The organism is Aliivibrio kagoshimensis, from assembly GCF_050337105.1.
Taxonomy (GTDB): Bacteria; Pseudomonadota; Gammaproteobacteria; order Enterobacterales; family Vibrionaceae; genus Aliivibrio_A; species Aliivibrio_A kagoshimensis.
In genome coordinates this window covers 1-15,799 of record NZ_JAKJSQ010000029.1, presented here as the reverse complement: position 1 = coordinate 15,799, position 15,799 = coordinate 1, and the positions used below count along the sequence as shown (strand labels likewise).

Annotated in this window: 19 protein-coding genes; 6 read left to right on the top strand and 13 right to left on the bottom strand. The window is 42.5% G+C overall.

Annotation, left to right across the window (positions count from 1 at the left end; genetic code table 11):
• Positions 1 to 10: 10 nt before the first annotated feature.
• Entirely contained in the window at positions 11 to 649 is a 639-nt protein-coding gene (locus L4C32_RS11100) for an HD domain-containing protein (RefSeq protein ID WP_428196948.1), read from the top strand.
• On the opposite strand, the gene L4C32_RS11095 is transcribed toward L4C32_RS11100, so the two are convergent.
• From L4C32_RS11095 to L4C32_RS11080, 4 genes are all read right to left on the bottom strand, one after another.
• Positions 641 to 910, bottom strand: a complete 270-nt coding sequence (locus tag L4C32_RS11095) for a type II toxin-antitoxin system RelE/ParE family toxin (protein WP_428196947.1) — start codon at positions 908 to 910, stop codon at positions 641 to 643. The genes L4C32_RS11100 and L4C32_RS11095 overlap by 9 nt on opposite strands.
• Positions 903 to 1,181 (bottom strand): type II toxin-antitoxin system RelB/DinJ family antitoxin, encoded by a 279-nt coding sequence (locus tag L4C32_RS11090; RefSeq protein WP_428196946.1) that lies wholly within the window; start codon positions 1,179 to 1,181, stop codon positions 903 to 905. The genes L4C32_RS11095 and L4C32_RS11090 overlap by 8 nt, the downstream gene beginning before the upstream one ends.
• Before the next feature lie 72 nt (positions 1,182 to 1,253).
• The gene (locus tag L4C32_RS11085; RefSeq protein ID WP_428196945.1) at positions 1,254 to 1,790 is read right to left on the bottom strand and encodes an RES family NAD+ phosphorylase; all 537 of its coding nucleotides are present in this window, start codon (positions 1,788 to 1,790) and stop codon (positions 1,254 to 1,256) included.
• The gene (locus L4C32_RS11080; protein WP_428196944.1) at positions 1,783 to 2,139 is read right to left on the bottom strand and encodes a hypothetical protein; all 357 of its coding nucleotides are present in this window, start codon (positions 2,137 to 2,139) and stop codon (positions 1,783 to 1,785) included. Before L4C32_RS11080 ends, L4C32_RS11085 begins: the two co-directional genes overlap by 8 nt.
• Before the next feature lie 265 nt (positions 2,140 to 2,404).
• Here L4C32_RS11080 and L4C32_RS11075 point away from each other — a divergent pair, with 265 nt between their 5' ends.
• Complete coding sequence (locus L4C32_RS11075; RefSeq protein WP_428196979.1) at positions 2,405 to 3,823, top strand: MltF family protein; 1,419 nt, start codon at positions 2,405 to 2,407, stop codon at positions 3,821 to 3,823.
• A gap of 36 nt (positions 3,824 to 3,859) precedes the next feature.
• On the opposite strand, the gene L4C32_RS11070 is transcribed toward L4C32_RS11075, so the two are convergent.
• Entirely contained in the window at positions 3,860 to 4,771 is a 912-nt protein-coding gene (locus tag L4C32_RS11070) for a LysR family transcriptional regulator (RefSeq protein WP_428196943.1), read from the bottom strand.
• Between the two features lie 123 nt (positions 4,772 to 4,894).
• Here L4C32_RS11070 and L4C32_RS11065 point away from each other — a divergent pair, with 123 nt between their 5' ends.
• From L4C32_RS11065 to L4C32_RS11050, 4 genes are all read left to right on the top strand, one after another.
• A complete protein-coding gene (locus L4C32_RS11065) occupies positions 4,895 to 6,799 on the top strand; it encodes an alkyl/aryl-sulfatase (protein ID WP_428196942.1) in 1,905 nt (634 codons plus the stop codon).
• A gap of 85 nt (positions 6,800 to 6,884) precedes the next feature.
• The gene (locus L4C32_RS11060; RefSeq protein WP_428196941.1) at positions 6,885 to 7,163 is read left to right on the top strand and encodes a hypothetical protein; all 279 of its coding nucleotides are present in this window, start codon (positions 6,885 to 6,887) and stop codon (positions 7,161 to 7,163) included.
• Between the two features lie 110 nt (positions 7,164 to 7,273).
• A complete protein-coding gene (locus L4C32_RS11055; RefSeq protein ID WP_428196940.1) occupies positions 7,274 to 8,665 on the top strand; it encodes a sensor histidine kinase in 1,392 nt (463 codons plus the stop codon).
• Entirely contained in the window at positions 8,662 to 9,297 is a 636-nt protein-coding gene (locus L4C32_RS11050) for a winged helix-turn-helix domain-containing protein (protein ID WP_428196939.1), read from the top strand. Before L4C32_RS11055 ends, L4C32_RS11050 begins: the two co-directional genes overlap by 4 nt.
• A gap of 9 nt (positions 9,298 to 9,306) precedes the next feature.
• Here L4C32_RS11050 and L4C32_RS11045 read toward each other — a convergent pair whose 3' ends face one another.
• From L4C32_RS11045 to L4C32_RS11010, 8 genes are all read right to left on the bottom strand, one after another.
• Complete coding sequence (locus tag L4C32_RS11045; protein WP_428196938.1) at positions 9,307 to 9,753, bottom strand: cytochrome c3 family protein; 447 nt, start codon at positions 9,751 to 9,753, stop codon at positions 9,307 to 9,309.
• The gene (locus tag L4C32_RS11040; RefSeq protein ID WP_428196937.1) at positions 9,753 to 10,310 is read right to left on the bottom strand and encodes a cytochrome c3 family protein; all 558 of its coding nucleotides are present in this window, start codon (positions 10,308 to 10,310) and stop codon (positions 9,753 to 9,755) included. The genes L4C32_RS11045 and L4C32_RS11040 overlap by 1 nt, the downstream gene beginning before the upstream one ends.
• 89 nt (positions 10,311 to 10,399) lie before the next feature.
• The gene (locus tag L4C32_RS11035; protein WP_428196936.1) at positions 10,400 to 11,446 is read right to left on the bottom strand and encodes an ethylbenzene dehydrogenase-related protein; all 1,047 of its coding nucleotides are present in this window, start codon (positions 11,444 to 11,446) and stop codon (positions 10,400 to 10,402) included.
• 302 nt (positions 11,447 to 11,748) lie between these two features.
• Positions 11,749 to 12,309, bottom strand: coding sequence for a sulfurtransferase-like selenium metabolism protein YedF (gene yedF / locus L4C32_RS11030; RefSeq protein WP_428196935.1), 561 nt, complete (start codon positions 12,307 to 12,309; stop codon positions 11,749 to 11,751).
• The gene (locus L4C32_RS11025; protein WP_428196934.1) at positions 12,293 to 12,577 is read right to left on the bottom strand and encodes a putative Se/S carrier protein; all 285 of its coding nucleotides are present in this window, start codon (positions 12,575 to 12,577) and stop codon (positions 12,293 to 12,295) included. Before L4C32_RS11025 ends, yedF begins: the two co-directional genes overlap by 17 nt.
• Positions 12,567 to 13,364, bottom strand: a complete 798-nt coding sequence (locus L4C32_RS11020) for an acyl-CoA dehydratase activase (protein ID WP_428196933.1) — start codon at positions 13,362 to 13,364, stop codon at positions 12,567 to 12,569. Before L4C32_RS11020 ends, L4C32_RS11025 begins: the two co-directional genes overlap by 11 nt.
• Positions 13,361 to 14,533: a double-cubane-cluster-containing anaerobic reductase gene (locus L4C32_RS11015; RefSeq protein WP_428196932.1), complete on the bottom strand. Its 1,173-nt coding sequence runs from the start codon at positions 14,531 to 14,533 to the stop codon at positions 13,361 to 13,363. The genes L4C32_RS11020 and L4C32_RS11015 overlap by 4 nt, the downstream gene beginning before the upstream one ends.
• Positions 14,534 to 14,553: 20 nt before the next feature.
• A complete protein-coding gene (locus L4C32_RS11010; RefSeq protein ID WP_428196931.1) occupies positions 14,554 to 15,726 on the bottom strand; it encodes an aminotransferase class V-fold PLP-dependent enzyme in 1,173 nt (390 codons plus the stop codon).
• Between the last annotated feature and the right edge of the window lie 73 nt (positions 15,727 to 15,799).

Here is a 15,799-nt window from a genome sequence, read left to right as displayed (position 1 = left end):
AGGAAGCAAAGTGACTGCAGATTATGAAAAACAGTTTCTGAATTTTATCAAAACCGAAATGCAGCAAGATTTGGCTCATGATTTCAATCACGTATTGAGGGTGGTAAAAACTGCCAAATCATTATGTGATATTGAAGGGGCAACAAGTGAAGTTGTTCTCCCCTCGGCATACTTGCACGATTGTTTTTCATTTCCTAAAAATCACCCAGATAGAGCGAAAAGCTCACTGATCGCTGCCGACAAAGCCGTTGAATTTTTGATTGGTATTGGTTATCCCGCTGAATACTTGCAAGCCATAAGACACGCCATTATCGCCCACAGTTTTAGTGCTAATGTTCAACCTGAAACGTTAGAAGCGAAGATTGTGCAAGATGCGGACAGACTCGATGCATTAGGTGCTATTGGGGTGGCAAGGTGCATTCAGGTGAGTACAAACTTAGGGGTTGCTTTGTATAGTGACAAAGACCCATTTTGCGATAACCGCGAGCCAAACGACCGCCTTCATACCGTGGATCATTTCTATACAAAGCTCTTCAAACTTGCTGATACTATGAACACCGAGTCTGCCAAGCTTGAAGCGAATACAAGGTGTGATTTCATGAAAAGCTTTTTAAAACAGTTGGGAGGGGAAATAAATGAATCAGAATAGATCGCTGTGTGAACCAATTCTGGCTAACTGAAGTGTATCGCCAGTAGTACGGTAGATAAGTACTAAATCTGGCTTAATGTGACAATCTCTAAAATCTGCCCAGTTTCCAGTTAACGAATGATCAACATTCTTAGGATCTAATACTTCACCACGCTGTAACTTAGAAATGATGTTCCCTACTTCCAATATATCTTGGATTGGCATTTTTGTTATTTTCTTGAAATCTTTCTTAAACTGATTCGAATACTCAAGACTATACATTGCTGACTTTGCCTTCAGTGAGATCTGAGAGCATACTATCTACTGAATCAACTTTGTGACCTTGTCCTTCAATAAGCTCTTTCATAGCCGCGGCGGTAACATCGTTTGGTTGCGGGACACGAAGGTCAAAAGGGATCCCCCCGTGGTTTATGACGGCTTTTGCAAATAGCTTTATTGCTTGCGAGGTACTTAAACCGACTTCATCACAAATAGTTGTAAAAGCCATTTTTGTATCGTGATCAATACGTGTACTTAGCATTTCGTTTTTCATGATTACACTCATTTGTATTACAATGTATTACGAATTATAGCAGTGCGCAAAAGCATATACCAAAGAAATAGTTTAAGACCTCTTGGGTAAACGGCTCTCATCATCAATGACAGTAACTTTTTTGGGTGGCACATTGCTCCAATCAAAGAAGACGATATTTCGCATATCTGCGCTGGCTTCGTTGGTATAGCTTGGAACGATAATCGCAGCCACACCATAGCGACGAAGTTCATTAGATAATTGCCAACTCTTAGGAATAAACCCGGCTTTAGATGGTTGGATCCACTCTCCACCTAATTGTGATGGTTTTATACCACAAGCAAGTAACACGTCTTCATCAGTAAGATCTAATACCTTTTCGCAATTCACATCGTATTGGCAGATAGTTAACGGTTGAGCTTTGTGTCGAAACGATTGTTGTGCCTCGACCCAAGCGCCGGCTTGAGTCATTGAGGTATAAAGCGCCGGAATACCAACAGGATTAAATCGCCCACCGTTTCGTTTTGCGCCCTCACCACTCTCCGGTGAGTATGACCAACGAGGGTCATGACCGCGAAACACTGCACCTGTGAAAACATGCAAGTGACGGCAGAGCGCTTCTTTAAGCATAGCCACCTTCATTGGTATGATTCAGGTAAACACGTAAATCGTCAATTCGTCCAGATTTTACAAGCTGCTCAGCGGTTAGTCCGCCAAACTCTGGTAAACCTTCACTGCGATACCATGCGTACGCTTGATATTCATTGCCACACCAAGGCAGCACTCTATTAATGATTTCAGTGCAGTTTCGAAGTGCCTGTTGAGATTTAACAGAAGTAAAACGATCCATTCTGCTTAGAGTGGTAAAAGGGATCCCTGATAGTGAAGCGATCTCTTTAAGATTAGTGTGAAAGAAAGCCGCCATCTTCGAGGGTTCTACCACACCGCTCTCGTTAATTACACTGTTTAATATTGACATATCGCACTCCATGTCATCTAAATTGACACCATTAGGTTCATTATAAATGACTTACATTAAATATCCAATACTAGTATCGCTCTACTCCATGAACTACGGTGGCAAATAAAATCGGGAGACACTCTTACTTCACTAAGATTTTGAATAAAAAGCACGTTCTCAACACTTCAATTTGCTCAAGTGGGCTTTTCGTCTTACCTTTATAGTATCAATTAGTGAAGGATGACTTATTGTGACTCACAAATATCGCCACTGGCTTTTATTGATGCTTCTTGTCTTGAGCGTACCCATCGCTTCTGCATTAGAGCTATCACCACTACAGAAAACACCCTACACAGGGGATTTCGACGATCTCAAAAAAAGAGGGGTGGTTCGTGTGCTGGTCGCGGCAGACTTAGGGTTCTACTACATTGAAGGGGGGCGCCCAAAAGGCATCATTGCTGAATTGCTTTACCATTTTGAAAAAGAGTTAAAAAAAACCTCTCCTTATCTCAACCTACAGGTGATCCCCATCCATCGAGACGATTTATTACCCTCGATTGAAAATGGTTATGGTGATCTTGCCGTAGCGAATCTCACCATTACCGATAAACGTAAACAACGCGTTGATTTTAGCTCTCCTGTGAAAAAAGAGATCAATGAACTGATTGTGACTCAACAGTCGGTCGCCGAACTCACCACGATTGAACAACTGAGCGGCCAAGAGATCTGGGTTCGTGCCAGTTCTAGCTACTTTGAAAGCCTTCAAGCCATCAACCATCGGTTAGATGCCATCGATAAACCTCCTATCATGATTCATTTCATTGAAGAGACGCTGCAGGATTACGAGTTGATGGAGATGATTAACTTAGGTCATATCAAAGCAACCGTTCTGGATAGTCACAAAGCGGATCTGTGGGTAAATACACTCAAAAACTTGCAGGTTCACCCTGCTCTGCCTCTGCGTGAAAATGGCGAAATAGCGTGGGCAATGAGAAAGAACAGCCCTCAATTGAAAAAAGTGACCGACAAATATCTTCACTCCGCTCGCTCTGGCACTCTGTTAGGTAACGTGATTTACAGTAAATACATAGATGATACTCGTTGGTTAGCTCGCCTTCTCAATCCTAAAAAAATAAAACGATTAGAATCGGTATACTCCACCTTTGAAGTCTATTCAGAGCGGTATGAGTTTGATCCCTTAATGATGTCCGCACAAGGCTTTCAAGAATCGGGACTGGATCAAAGGAAAGTCTCTCATAAAGGTGCTGTCGGTATTATGCAGGTGCTTCCCAGCACAGCCAAAGACCCCAACGTTAATATTCCCAACATAAAAAAAGTCGACAACAACATTCATGCTGGAGTTAAATACATGCGCTTCATTCAAGATCGTTACTTCACCAATGATGAAATCGATGAAGATGATCAGGTCTATTTTACGCTTGCTGCTTATAATGCGGGACCCGCCAATATCAGGAAAATGAGACGACTGGCTGAGAAGCATGGTTATGACCCCAATGTTTGGTTTAAAAACGTCGAGATCATTACAAGAAGAAACATAGGCAGAGAACCCGTCACTTATGTAGCCAATATTAATCGCTACTATGTGGTCTATAAACAACTGTCGGCATTAGAACAGCTGCGAACGGAACGAAATGGTAGTGTAACACCGACTAACTTACTGCAATTAGAAGCTAAGCAATGATATAAAAATTCAGTGTCACTAAAATGGAACGTATAACTAAAAATTATTCGCACTACTGATGATCTGTTCTCTTAACCACTGATGGCTAGGATCATTTGTCCTTGATGAATGCCAGTACATCGCCACTTGAATTGGATCAATTAAGTACGTTGTTTTTAATTGTTTTAGTTGATAAAACTGTCGATATTGATCGATTAAACGCTGGGGCAGTATGGCGATATAGTCACACTTTTCAATCACTGGCAGCATTTCCATAATACTACTCGCCTGCCAAGCCACGTGGCGCTTATCTAGGATACTTCCATCTTTCAAGCCTCGCCCCACTAAATACCCCTGTTTGTTATCTAGCTGAGAATGGGTCACGTGTTTCTCTGCCAAGTACTCATCCACAGTAATCGAATCTCCAGTCAATCGAGGGTGATCCACCCTGCACATCACACTCAAGGTATCTTCCATTATTACGCGTGAACGTAGTTGCGGATACTGATTTGAATGCGCTTCAACCACCAAATCAAAATATTGTGAACGGAGCATACTGGTGATATCACTATTATAAAGTGGTTCGATTTTTATACTGGATAATGGTGCATAGCGCTCCATCCTTGAAGACAATTCAGGTAAAATAGTAAAACCAAATACACTTAATGATGAAATTGAAAACTGTTTATCACATTTTTTAGGGTCGAATTTTTTATACTCTGGCATCATGTACGCGATATTTTCTACCGCACTGGATAAGGTCGGATAAATATCAAGGGCAAATTGCGTAGGCACGACTCCACGGCTTCCCCGAATAAATAGCGTGTCTTTGAAAACCTCTTGTAAACGAGCGACACTCTGACTTACCGCTGACTGAGATATTCCTAAGCGTTTTGCAGCCTTGGTATAACTTTTCTCTTCGACAATCGCAACAAATGTTGGGATCAAACTGTAATCAGAATGCTTCATTACTTCTCTTTAAAGATCAAATCAATGGTTGATATAAGATATCTTATGTCAAATATCAGCTATCTTCTAGACTTTTTCCTTACTATAACCCCATCAGAAACGAACGAGTTACTTGAGGTTATTATGAAAAATTCAACCATTGCTTTAGCTGTACTAGTTGCGACATCATTCTCTGCTGCTAGTATTGCAGAAATACAACATCAGCGTTTTGAAAATGCGAAAGTTAAAATCCCAACATTATCCCATGACTACTATTTGGGTCAGGATTCCGGCGCAACGCATTTTTGGCACGGCAATAATAAAGACATGTCTTTCACTTCTACTGGTGGAAACAACGCTTACTATCAAGACTCTGACATGGTTCACCCTGAACTCACCGCGCACTCCAATAAAATGAAAAAAGGCATTTTTTCATTCAAAAATAAATTCTATCAAGTTTATGGTTACGGGCTAACCTCACCAATGATTGTTGACGGTGATAATGGGTTATTGATTTTAGACCCAGTAGAGTCTGTTGAAAAAATGAAATTAGTTATGGATGATTTCAGAAAGGTCACTGATAACAATAAACCTGTCGCAGCAATTATGTATTCACATTGGCACCCAGACCACTATGCCGGCGTTCGTGGCATTGAAGGAGCTGATAATGCAAAAATTATTGCTCATGAAACTTTCATGAAAAACGTTGTAAAAGGCTCAATGGGGGGCACCGGTCCTGCTCTGGGATTTCGAGTTGACTATTCACTGGGTACCTTGCTTAACGTTGAAGAAAGTGGACGAATCAATGGTGGTTTAGGGCCTGATTTTGAAATCCGTGAGCATAGCTTAATTGCGCCAAATACCTTAGTCCAAGGTAAAAATGGCGTTTTAGACATGAGTATTGAGGGCATAAAAGTTGAGTTTAAACACGTCCCTTCTGAAGCCTCTGATGAAATCACTGCTTACTTCCCAGAGTTCAATTTATTATTCGGCTCAGAGGTCATTCAAGGTGAAAGCTTTCCAAATTTACACACTATCCGTGGTACTCAATATCGAGACCCAAGCATCTGGTTCCCAGGGGTAGATACATTACGAGAGTATAACGCTGATACTATGATGGTATCTCACGGTAGACCCGTTGTTGGTGCTAAACACGTTGATAACACGTTGACCTCTTACCGTGATGCGATTCAGTTTACTTATGACCAATCAATTAAAGCCATTAATAATGGGGCAACTCAAGAAGATTTAATTCGTCAAATCAAACTTCCTAAGCACCTTGAGAGTCACCCTTGGTTAGGTGATTTCTATGGTTCAATCCGTCATGCTGCGAAACAGATATTTGTGGGTGAAATGGGTTGGTTCGATGGAGACCCAACAACATTAAACCCAACTTATTCTGTCACAGCATCAAACCGATATGTAGATATGGTTGGTGGGAAAGACGCAATGATGAGCTTAGCGAACAAAGCTTGTGATTCTGGAGACTTTCAATGGTGTGCAGAACTTGCAACCCACGCCGTTCGAATTGATTTGGAGGACATGGAACCTCGTTTATTGAAAGCAAAAGCGTTACGAGAACTCGGTTACCGTGAAACCAATAACAACTGGAGAAACTGGTACTTAACTTCAGCCCAAGAACTTGATGGCACGATTGATTACTCAAAAAAAATTAATCTACAAGCTCCCGATTTAATGGCAGAGTTTGAGCCTGCACAACTTGTTGGCGCAATGCGTTTCAGTTTAAATTCAGAGCGAAGCTTAGATAAGCACTTTACGGTAGCATTTGAATTTGACGACTACAAAGAAACACATGCTTTAGAAATCCGCCGCAGTATTGCACAGTTCCACAAAAACTTCGAAGGCGAGGCAAAAGCAACAATCAAAATCACTAAGCCTGTATTCTTAGGACTACTCGTTGGTAAAGTGGACTTCACTCAAGCTGTGAAAGATGGTTACATCCAAATCGAGGGCGACGCAACAGCTGTACCCGAGTTCTTCAGCTTATTCGATAAGCCGGCTGAAAACCCAAAAATAACGTTACGTTAAACATTAACCTGAGCATGCCACGTTTGTGGCATGCTTTTTAACAATACAAACCTCACTGCTTAGGGCTGCTTCAAAGGAGCGTACTATGAACAAAACTCTCGTCATCCCATTTTCAATGATCGCCTTTTCATCCCTCTCCTTAGCTTGTAGTGGCGATGTACATATGTCTATCCCCCATATTCATGATGAAGACGAGATGATTAACAGTGTGAGTCGCAATCAACATAGTGAATTAAAAAAAATTGATATTCACCAAATATTTGCTGGAAAAATGGAAGCACACCATCATGAGACAACCGTTCAAGAAGAAGAGGGAGATGATAAACCAACTCTACGCTTACAGCCTATAATACCTTCCACTTGAGTCTCAATAATGGAGACCAATTAGAGAGCACGATGATTTCATAGACAAGGCTCAAATAAATAAATGTTGATTGATGTTATATTGCCCTATTAACCATAGGGATACCGCGCATGCAAGAGCTGTTTATTTTTAGTCTCTATATTCTCTATGGTCTTATTTTCGTCGCCATTGGTTTCACCATTTTTTTCCGCGACCTTAGGTTTAGTCATCTCTCTATTGCCTCAGCACTACCCACCTTAGCCATTTTTGGCTTTATTCACGGTTTACATGAATGGTCAGAACTTTATCTGCATGTCTATCAAGATGAATTGATGATGCAGCAGACCGTAAAAATCCTAAAAGTATTGAAACTTTGGATCTCATTCATCGCATTAGGGTATTTTGCTCTGCAGATGCTGTCGATGACTAAGTGGCGATTTCGAGTGCAGCTCTCCTACATCACCGTCGCGGTAACCTCTCTGTTTTTTATTAGTGTGGTCTATCGTTACTTCTTTCAAGATCTCTCCACCTTTGTCAATGACACCTCCTTTCAGATCCGCTGGTTATTTGGCTCGGGTGCAGGTGTACTCGCGGGTTCAGCGCTGATTAACTACTCCAAGATATTAAAAAGTGAAGAGAGAGAAGCCGCCGATGCCGTTGGTTATTTGGGGGGAACCATCATTATCTATGGTCTGTTTGCTGGCCTATTTTACATTGAGAACATGTTCATCGGCCCAGCAATACGCACCTTGCTGGCCTTGATGATTTTAATCTATCTGCGTAAAACCCTTGAGATATTTGATGCTGAAAGACAACAGCAAATTGAGCACTCTCTTCATCAAGTACTGCATAACGACAAGTTACGAGACATCGGAGAGTTAGCTTCGGGGATTGCCCATGAAATAAAAACCCCGCTTAGCAGTGCATTAATGCGATGCGATCTACTAGAAAAGCAACTCGCAACCGAACAACTAGATAAAGACAACGCCAACCGTCAATTAGAGCATATTCGCCGCGGGGTGTTAAAAGCGGCGCATATTAGCCAGCAACTGTTGCAATTTTCCCATAAACGTCAGCCAATCAAACAACACTTTAGCGTGGCTGAGTTTATTCAAGAATCACTGGATGTAATGGCACATCGCTTAACTCAATTTAAGGTCGAGCAGATCATTCCGTCCGATTTATATTTATACGCAGATAAAGAACAACTTGAAGAGGTGGTGATTAACATTATGAATAACGCCATTGATGCTTCTGTCGATCATAAGCGCCTCATTATTCAAGCGGAACAAAGGGGGTTACGGATTATCTTGTCCATCACCGATTTCGGTGGCGGCATTGATATCAGCATACAAGAGAAAGTGTTGTTGCCCTTTTTTACCACCAAAGAGAAAAGCGCCGGTACTGGACTAGGATTAACCTTATGCCAGAAAATTCTAGAGCAAAACCACGGTAAGTTACGGCTGAATAACACGGGCAGTGGTTTATGCGTTGACATTGAATTACCCATGGAGAGTTCATGAGCCTTAAATTACTGCTTGCTGAAGACGATCTTGATTTACGCGAAGTGATCACAGAAGCACTGACACTCGATGGCTTCGACGTGACAGCGTGTGACAGCGCCGAGCAAGCCATCAGTTGCGGGATGCGTCACCGCTACGATATTGCCCTGTTGGATTTTGTGATGAGTGGTATGAGTGGTATTGATGCGATTGCGGTATTAAAACAGACGGATCCCAATATGGGTATCGTCATTGTAACGGCATTCGGCACAATAGATACTGCTGTTGACGCCATGAAAAAAGGGGCCGATGAGTTTTTAACCAAACCGTTTAACCTGCAAACGCTCTCGGTGACATTAAAAAAAGTGCATGCTGAAAAAACGTTGAAATCCCCGCACATCGATCAAAATGATGACCTTGTGTTTGGTGCATTAGCCAACCCTATTCGACGCCATGTGATCCACCAGCTCAAAATGCATCAACGCCTAAAGTTTATGGATCTGTGCCGGTTAGTGGGTATAGAAGATCACACCAAGTTTAACTTTCATCTACGCCAATTAATTAAAAGTGGTTTAGTCACCAAGGACAGTGAAAAAACCTACTTTTTAACCCCAATAGGTTTGGATATAGAAGCCCGCCTTCTGATGCAGTAATCGAGTTAATTAATAGTGATGGGGCTGTTTTCTCTCTGTTATCGGTGTAAGAAATACGGCGTACAGGCCTTGATACTTATCAAGCCTAATAGAGTAGAAATCCTCTAACTCTTCATCGCCTTCATCATGACAATCCAAGCACATCTCTTTGGGATCAAACGCTTCATGAGGAAGGTGACAATCTACGCACTCCATCTCTTCACTCTCTTGGTGTTTGATATTGTGCTGACTCCCTTTAAGCTCACCAAACGTATCGTGACACTCTACACAACTGCTGTACTCAAACTCTAAATCATCTGATGCCTCTTCACCTTCATGACACTGTCCTGCGCAAGTCTCATCCAACAGGTGGGTGTTGGCTAAATTGTCTTCGTCGGGGTTAGGCAAGTCGTCACTCAAGCTGACCGGGCTGAGTAAAAACACGAGTATAAATAATAGCGTTTTCATGAGCTTCATTATTCTGTCTCCTTACTATTTTTATGGCAATCCACACACAGTGAGATTCTCTTCTTTTTCTGAATACCTATAATGGGATCGCTCGCGGTATGAAGAGAGTGACATGAGGCGCAATTAATCGGCTTCATGTGTACATCGTGAGTCCACTCGGCTTTACGTAACTCTGTGGGCGCATGACAGTTGATACACTGGGTATTTTGTACCAATGGTTCGGTGGTAGAGTGAGCGGAAAAAAGGATAACACTTTGATTATCTTTCGGGTGATCACCTTTGCTGTTATGGCAAGCGGTGCAGTTGTTGTAAAACGTCTGACTGGAATGAGCACCCACACTCTTAATCGCCTTAATCTCTTTTAGCAATCGCTTTTTTTTGTGGCAACGAATACAGCGCTTATTCTCTTTGACTAAAGTCGCCATCTCTTCACTGCTGTTCACTTGTGAGCTGAAGATCTGATCCACTTCATCACTGCCGCTCGTTTGCTCGGCATACCCTTGAGATGAAGCACCAATCATCAAACTCAATATGACCAAAGGAAGCATGAACACAACTCTACTCATCGCACTCCTCATCAAATACTCCCGACACTGTTGAAAGGGGTAAGGCCAACAAGGTTGTTGGCCTAAATAGACAACTCAATGCCTAACTTCTATTTAAACGCTAAGTTAAGGACTCCTCGATGGAATATATGGTTAATTTGAGAGTTATCAAACACGGCAACACCAAACGGGTAAACTTTGCCCAGGTCTTTAAATTGCACATCTTGAGTTTCCGCGTTACTGCCTGTTGTGACCAATTTACGCTTCATCTCTAAGGTCCAAACGCCATCTTTCCAGTTTGCCCCCACCTCAACATCACCACGAGATCCAGTAAACGGCGCCCCAGTTAGTCCTGGAATACGGTCTAATTGACTGTAATCCGCACTGAATGGTTTCTTCTCAGTCTCTAAAATAAGCAGAGTTTCATTGGTTAAGTTGTCCGACACATAAGCAGGTTGTCCATCTTTGATATTATTGACATAGCCTCCGCCAGTTTTATCATCGCCTTTACGTCCCCACCCTTTGTTGGCTTTAGGGTCGGTATTACTATCAACGTATTGATCATCTAACTGGTTATGAACGGCACTACGAACCCCTTTCCAGTGCCACATATCAATGTATTGGCCCGCTTTGGTGTATTTACGCGCTGGGTTTTTATCGACCTTGCCATCAATTTTTCCATCTTTTGCTCGGTGACAGGCTGCGTTACACCCTTTCTTATCAAAACCTTCCGCATTGATGTCCCAGAATATGGCAAATTTATCTTCATAATAAGTATTATCATGGCCGGTGCTGTCTTTATTCTTCAGCTGCTTCCAACTGCCATCTTCTTGTTTTATCCAAGGGAATCGGTCAATACTTTTGGTTGGATCTTTATAACTAAACAAGAAGTAGACATACTCATCATCGTAGATCGACTTCATCTCCACGTCGGTCTTTTTGATGCCCTCATAACCATTATTAGGTTTGTAAGGCAATTTGTTTAATTTCACTTTTACCGCTTTAGCTTCATTCCACACACTATCAACTTGCCCATCAATAGTGACTTCTGATGTTGCTTTAATACTTTCTAGCACTTGAGTTTTAGCGTATGCCAAACTTACCGGTGCGGTGGCTAAGGTAACCGCAACACTTATAGCAATTATTGAAGGTTTCATATTAAGCTCCTAAATAGCTTTAAAAATCTGCTGACAAACTCATCATAGGAAGCAAAAAGCGGGTGACTATTGATCAGTATCAACAAACGACTTACCGATATAGTTTAGACACACCGTTTGTGATCCCACAAATAAAGTGTGTGAATTATTGTTATACTGATGGATAAAGTTGATAAATATTATTATCAACTAAACATTCGCATATCTAAGAACTCATTATCATAAGTACTGGCTATTCAGTAGGCACAAAAAAGCACCTGCTAATTGAGGTGCTCTTTCGTATCGTTAACCTAATAGCAACATTAAATCGTCACGACTTCATCAATGCCGTGATAAAGCGCGAGCAAGTCATGCATAGAACCCACTCGACCAACCGCCAGCTTCTCTTTGACTTCAAAAAAGTCTAAGCAACTACCACAAACAATCACTTCCGTGCCTTTATTTTCAATCTCTTTTAATGCCGCCACGGTATCAGCATCTTCGATGCAAAGTTTTACCCCAGTGTTCATAAAAAAGAGTGCACGTGCTGCTTGTGGGTACTCTGCACTGACATTGAAATAAGCGGTCATTAATTTACCACCAATCACATCATCGCCACTGCCTAACGTATCACTGCCAACAACGTAAGATTTAAGCGGTTTCACCCCAGCTACTGACACAACAAGCACTTGCTCATCATCACCAGCTAACTGCTCTTCAATGGTGCCGCCACTGCTAACTAAGTGCTGCTGCAACTCTAAGAATAAATTCTGGTCGGCGGTTTTGATAACTAGCTGATGTTCACCTTGTTGCGCTAAGGTCGCATCAATCAAAGCCAGAGCCTGGTGTTGCGATAACTCACGAGCATCAATTTGATTTTGCATAGGTTTTTACTCCATCTATGGTCTTTTTAATATAAATATGGTGAAAGTTAAGATTCATGTCACTCAATCTCTCAAAGAGATCGTCATGGGGATAATCATCGAGTAATAAGCAAAACCCGCACTCTGAACTGATGGATCTAGGTGCAGAGATCAGTGTTATCTGCTCAGTTAATTGCTGTTTTTTGATCTTTTTCTCCGCCTTTAGCGCAAAATGGCTAGAGGGAAAAGTGATAATGTAGCCCTCGACTGCGTGCTCACTATCGCTCATTAGGGATCTCCTTGTTCAGTGAGTTATACCCAATAATGGCCGCCCCCAATGCACCGGTTAACTGCGGATGCTCTGGAATAGAGATAGACGAATCCTCTGCTTGAGCTTGAATGGCAGCCAATACCCCTTGGTTTTGGGCAACACCACCAGTAAACACAATCGGTGCACTGAAATTGAGCTTACGACCCAGCGCAATCACTCGTTTGGCTACCGATTTAAACACCCCACGCAGAATCACATCCACTTCGGTGCCGTTATGCAATAACCCATTTACTTCTGACTCCGCGAACACCGCACACATCGAAGAGATATCGCAACTCTTTTCACCCACCAAGGCAATTGAGCCTGTCTGCTGAATGGTCAACTCCAACGTTTGCGCCACCATCTCAATAAACTTGCCGGTTCCTGCAGCGCAGCGATCATTCATGACAAAATCAACCACCTTTCCTTGAGGTGACACTTGAATCACTTTGGAGTCTTGCCCGCCAATATCGATGATGGTGCTCACATCAGGACATAAAAATGCCACCCCTGCGGTATGGCAGATAATTTCAGAGGAGACTTTATCCGCTTTGGCAAAGAAATTGCGGCCGTACCCAGTGGCAACCGTTTTTGCTACATCACTAAAGGTACAGTGCTGCTCAGTTAACAACTGATTCATTAACAAAACCGCTTTCTCTTGAGGGGCGCGGCCACTCAAGATGGTGCCTGATGTCAACATTTTACTGCCATCAAACAGCACCACTTTGACGGTTCTGGAGCCGATATCTACACCACAAGTAATCATTCAATCAATTCCAATAACGTTTGTACGCGAACTTTTAGCTGCTCTCTATCTGAATTTGAGTAATCCGTTTCGACTTTCAGGTAACTCAGGCCAAGTTCATCTCTTACAAACTCACCAACAATGGCAGATTCAACGTTATAGGTGTGGCACGCCTGCCAAACGAGATCAACCACTGCATCTGCTTGGTACTCTTCAGCCAACTGTTTTAACAGACGCTCACGGCCCGTATTCGGTGTCATACAAGAACATGGAATATTGAAATGCTTACGAGCAATTGCGGTGAGTGGGTCACCCTCTTCAGAGACATTTTCAAATACCCCTTTAATGCCAGAGCACGCCTCTTGAACAATTACCACGCCACCACACTCTTCAATGATCTCGATGATCTTCTCGGTACCGTGCCCTGTTGGACAACCTGTCAAAAGTACCCGCGGCGCACTTTCAGGCACTGCCTCATAACCTGATTCAAGTCGCTGCTGTCCCATCGCCACAAAATTTCTCATCTGTTCAAGGTGTGAATCAAAACCGGCAACACGATAACGTGTTTGCGCGACTTCAAGTCCAGTCACAATTGAGGGCTTATGTTGGCCCAACTGCTGAATGGCCAAAATTAAACTGCGCTCTTCATTCATTGCTCGAATGGCTTCACGAAGTCTTTGATCGGTAATATCGACATCAAAGGTCTTCTCTAACACCTCTTTTAACTCCTGAACTTCAGCTAACCACAGATCAAAAGCACGCTGCTCATTCACCTTTTGCGTTAACTCTAAAACATGCATGTTTTTCTTCTTAGAGAGGATCTCATACATCTTTTTCTTGCCGTCACACGTGGTTTCCGCCACCAATAGATCAGCATCATTTAACAGAGGGCACCCGCCAGTTAGCGCGTAACCAAAAGAGGACTTAATCAGTGGACATAAATTGCTAGGCAGTATGGTCTCAGCATGAGTAATGGTATTAATGCTGGTGCCACACAAACAGATAGGAATAGCCCCTGCTGCTAAAATGAGATCCCTAGGGGTAAACTCACAATAGAAACCAACCACCCCTCTCCCTTCTGATTTTTGTTGCGATACATAACGAATCTCGTCTGAAATAGACGATTTGAAGTACTCCTGAACAGAGGCAGAAACACTCTCGGAAACACCGCTCTCTTTTAATGCTGACATATGCTTACCTATTCGATTATTTATGATTTTGATTTCATTAACTGACTAAACGCATGGATGGTCTGCTCGATCTGCTGCTTTGTTGTGTGGTATCCAATGCTCAAACGCAGAGTACCCTCTGGAAATGTGCCCATGGTTTTGTGTGCTCTAGGGGAGCAGTGCAGTCCAATTCGCAGGCAGATTCCGTAGTAGTTACTTAAAAATTCCTCGGCATCTGCGTTATCTATGCCATCGAGTTGTACCGACAGTACACTGACTCTTTCAATTTCTGTATCGTCGGCAAATAGCGTTACACCCTCGATTTGTTGAAGGCCCTCTATTAATCGGAGACACAGTTTGAGTTCTTTCTTTTGAATATTGTCAATCCCAGTTGTTTGTAGCCATTTCACGGCCGCGTTTAATCCTGCGATGCCCGGTAAATTCGGGGTACCGCTCTCAAGCGCATCAGGGAAGAAATCAGGCTGGCTCTCATATTCAGAATGGCTACCGGTACCGCCACACATGAGCGGTTCAAATTGTTGAGCATTGACTCTCTCATTGATAACCAAACCGCCAATCCCCATAGGGCCTTGCAACCCTTTATGTCCGGTAAAAGCCAGAAGATCGATACCAAGTTCAACCATGTTGATCTCCATGCTGCCTGCGGTTTGGGCGGTATCCACCAGCAACAGTAAATTGTGCTTTCTACACAATGCACCTATTTCAGCAATAGGTTGTACGATGCCAAATACATTTGAAGCATGGTTTATGGCGATGAGTTTCGTATCAGGGGTAATTGCGCGTTCGATATCATCAATATTAATGAGACCATTTTGCTGACTGCACGAGACAACGGTATGGTTCACACTTCTATCAGTTAACGGCTTAAGAGGGCGCATCATTGAGTTGTGCTCCATACTACTTAACACAAGGTGATCCCCGTCTTTAAGCAGACCTTTCAATACCAGGTTGAGAGACTCGGTAATATTTTTGGTAAAAATCAATTCAGAATCGTCAGAGGCGTGGAAAAACGTTAATAGCCGCTCTCTGGTTTCAAAGACCATTCGTGCAGCTCGGTTTGCCAACGAATGACTACCGCGACTTGGATTTGCACAGTAATCGGTGAGAAACGGTATCATCGCATGCAATACAGGACCCGGCTTATAATTACTGGTTGCCGCATTGTCTAAATATATCAATTCACTATTACCCATATAACCAACAACCATATTAAGATTTATTTATTTATTTATTTGATGCAAATATAAATAAAACACAAATAACATC

Bases quoted from the DNA above. Each gene is read 5' to 3' on its own strand.
- L4C32_RS11095 (WP_428196947.1), bottom strand. From the start codon at position 910: ATGTATAGTCTTGAGTATTCGAATCAGTTTAAGAAAGATTTCAAGAAA.
- L4C32_RS11090 (WP_428196946.1), bottom strand. From the start codon at position 1,181: ATGAAAAACGAAATGCTAAGTACACGTATTGATCACGATACAAAAATG.
- L4C32_RS11085 (WP_428196945.1), bottom strand. From the start codon at position 1,790: ATGCTTAAAGAAGCGCTCTGCCGTCACTTGCATGTTTTCACAGGTGCA.
- L4C32_RS11080 (WP_428196944.1), bottom strand. From the start codon at position 2,139: ATGTCAATATTAAACAGTGTAATTAACGAGAGCGGTGTGGTAGAACCC.
- L4C32_RS11075 (WP_428196979.1), top strand. From the start codon at position 2,405: ATGCTTCTTGTCTTGAGCGTACCCATCGCTTCTGCATTAGAGCTATCA.
- L4C32_RS11070 (WP_428196943.1), bottom strand. From the start codon at position 4,771: ATGAAGCATTCTGATTACAGTTTGATCCCAACATTTGTTGCGATTGTC.
- L4C32_RS11065 (WP_428196942.1), top strand. From the start codon at position 4,895: ATGAAAAATTCAACCATTGCTTTAGCTGTACTAGTTGCGACATCATTC.
- L4C32_RS11060 (WP_428196941.1), top strand. From the start codon at position 6,885: ATGAACAAAACTCTCGTCATCCCATTTTCAATGATCGCCTTTTCATCC.
- L4C32_RS11055 (WP_428196940.1), top strand. From the start codon at position 7,274: ATGCAAGAGCTGTTTATTTTTAGTCTCTATATTCTCTATGGTCTTATT.
- L4C32_RS11050 (WP_428196939.1), top strand. From the start codon at position 8,662: ATGAGCCTTAAATTACTGCTTGCTGAAGACGATCTTGATTTACGCGAA.
- L4C32_RS11045 (WP_428196938.1), bottom strand. From the start codon at position 9,753: ATGAAGCTCATGAAAACGCTATTATTTATACTCGTGTTTTTACTCAGC.
- L4C32_RS11040 (WP_428196937.1), bottom strand. From the start codon at position 10,310: ATGAGTAGAGTTGTGTTCATGCTTCCTTTGGTCATATTGAGTTTGATG.
- L4C32_RS11035 (WP_428196936.1), bottom strand. From the start codon at position 11,446: ATGAAACCTTCAATAATTGCTATAAGTGTTGCGGTTACCTTAGCCACC.
- yedF (WP_428196935.1), bottom strand. From the start codon at position 12,309: ATGCAAAATCAAATTGATGCTCGTGAGTTATCGCAACACCAGGCTCTG.
- L4C32_RS11025 (WP_428196934.1), bottom strand. From the start codon at position 12,577: ATGAGCGATAGTGAGCACGCAGTCGAGGGCTACATTATCACTTTTCCC.
- L4C32_RS11020 (WP_428196933.1), bottom strand. From the start codon at position 13,364: ATGATTACTTGTGGTGTAGATATCGGCTCCAGAACCGTCAAAGTGGTG.
- L4C32_RS11015 (WP_428196932.1), bottom strand. From the start codon at position 14,533: ATGTCAGCATTAAAAGAGAGCGGTGTTTCCGAGAGTGTTTCTGCCTCT.
- L4C32_RS11010 (WP_428196931.1), bottom strand. From the start codon at position 15,726: ATGGGTAATAGTGAATTGATATATTTAGACAATGCGGCAACCAGTAAT.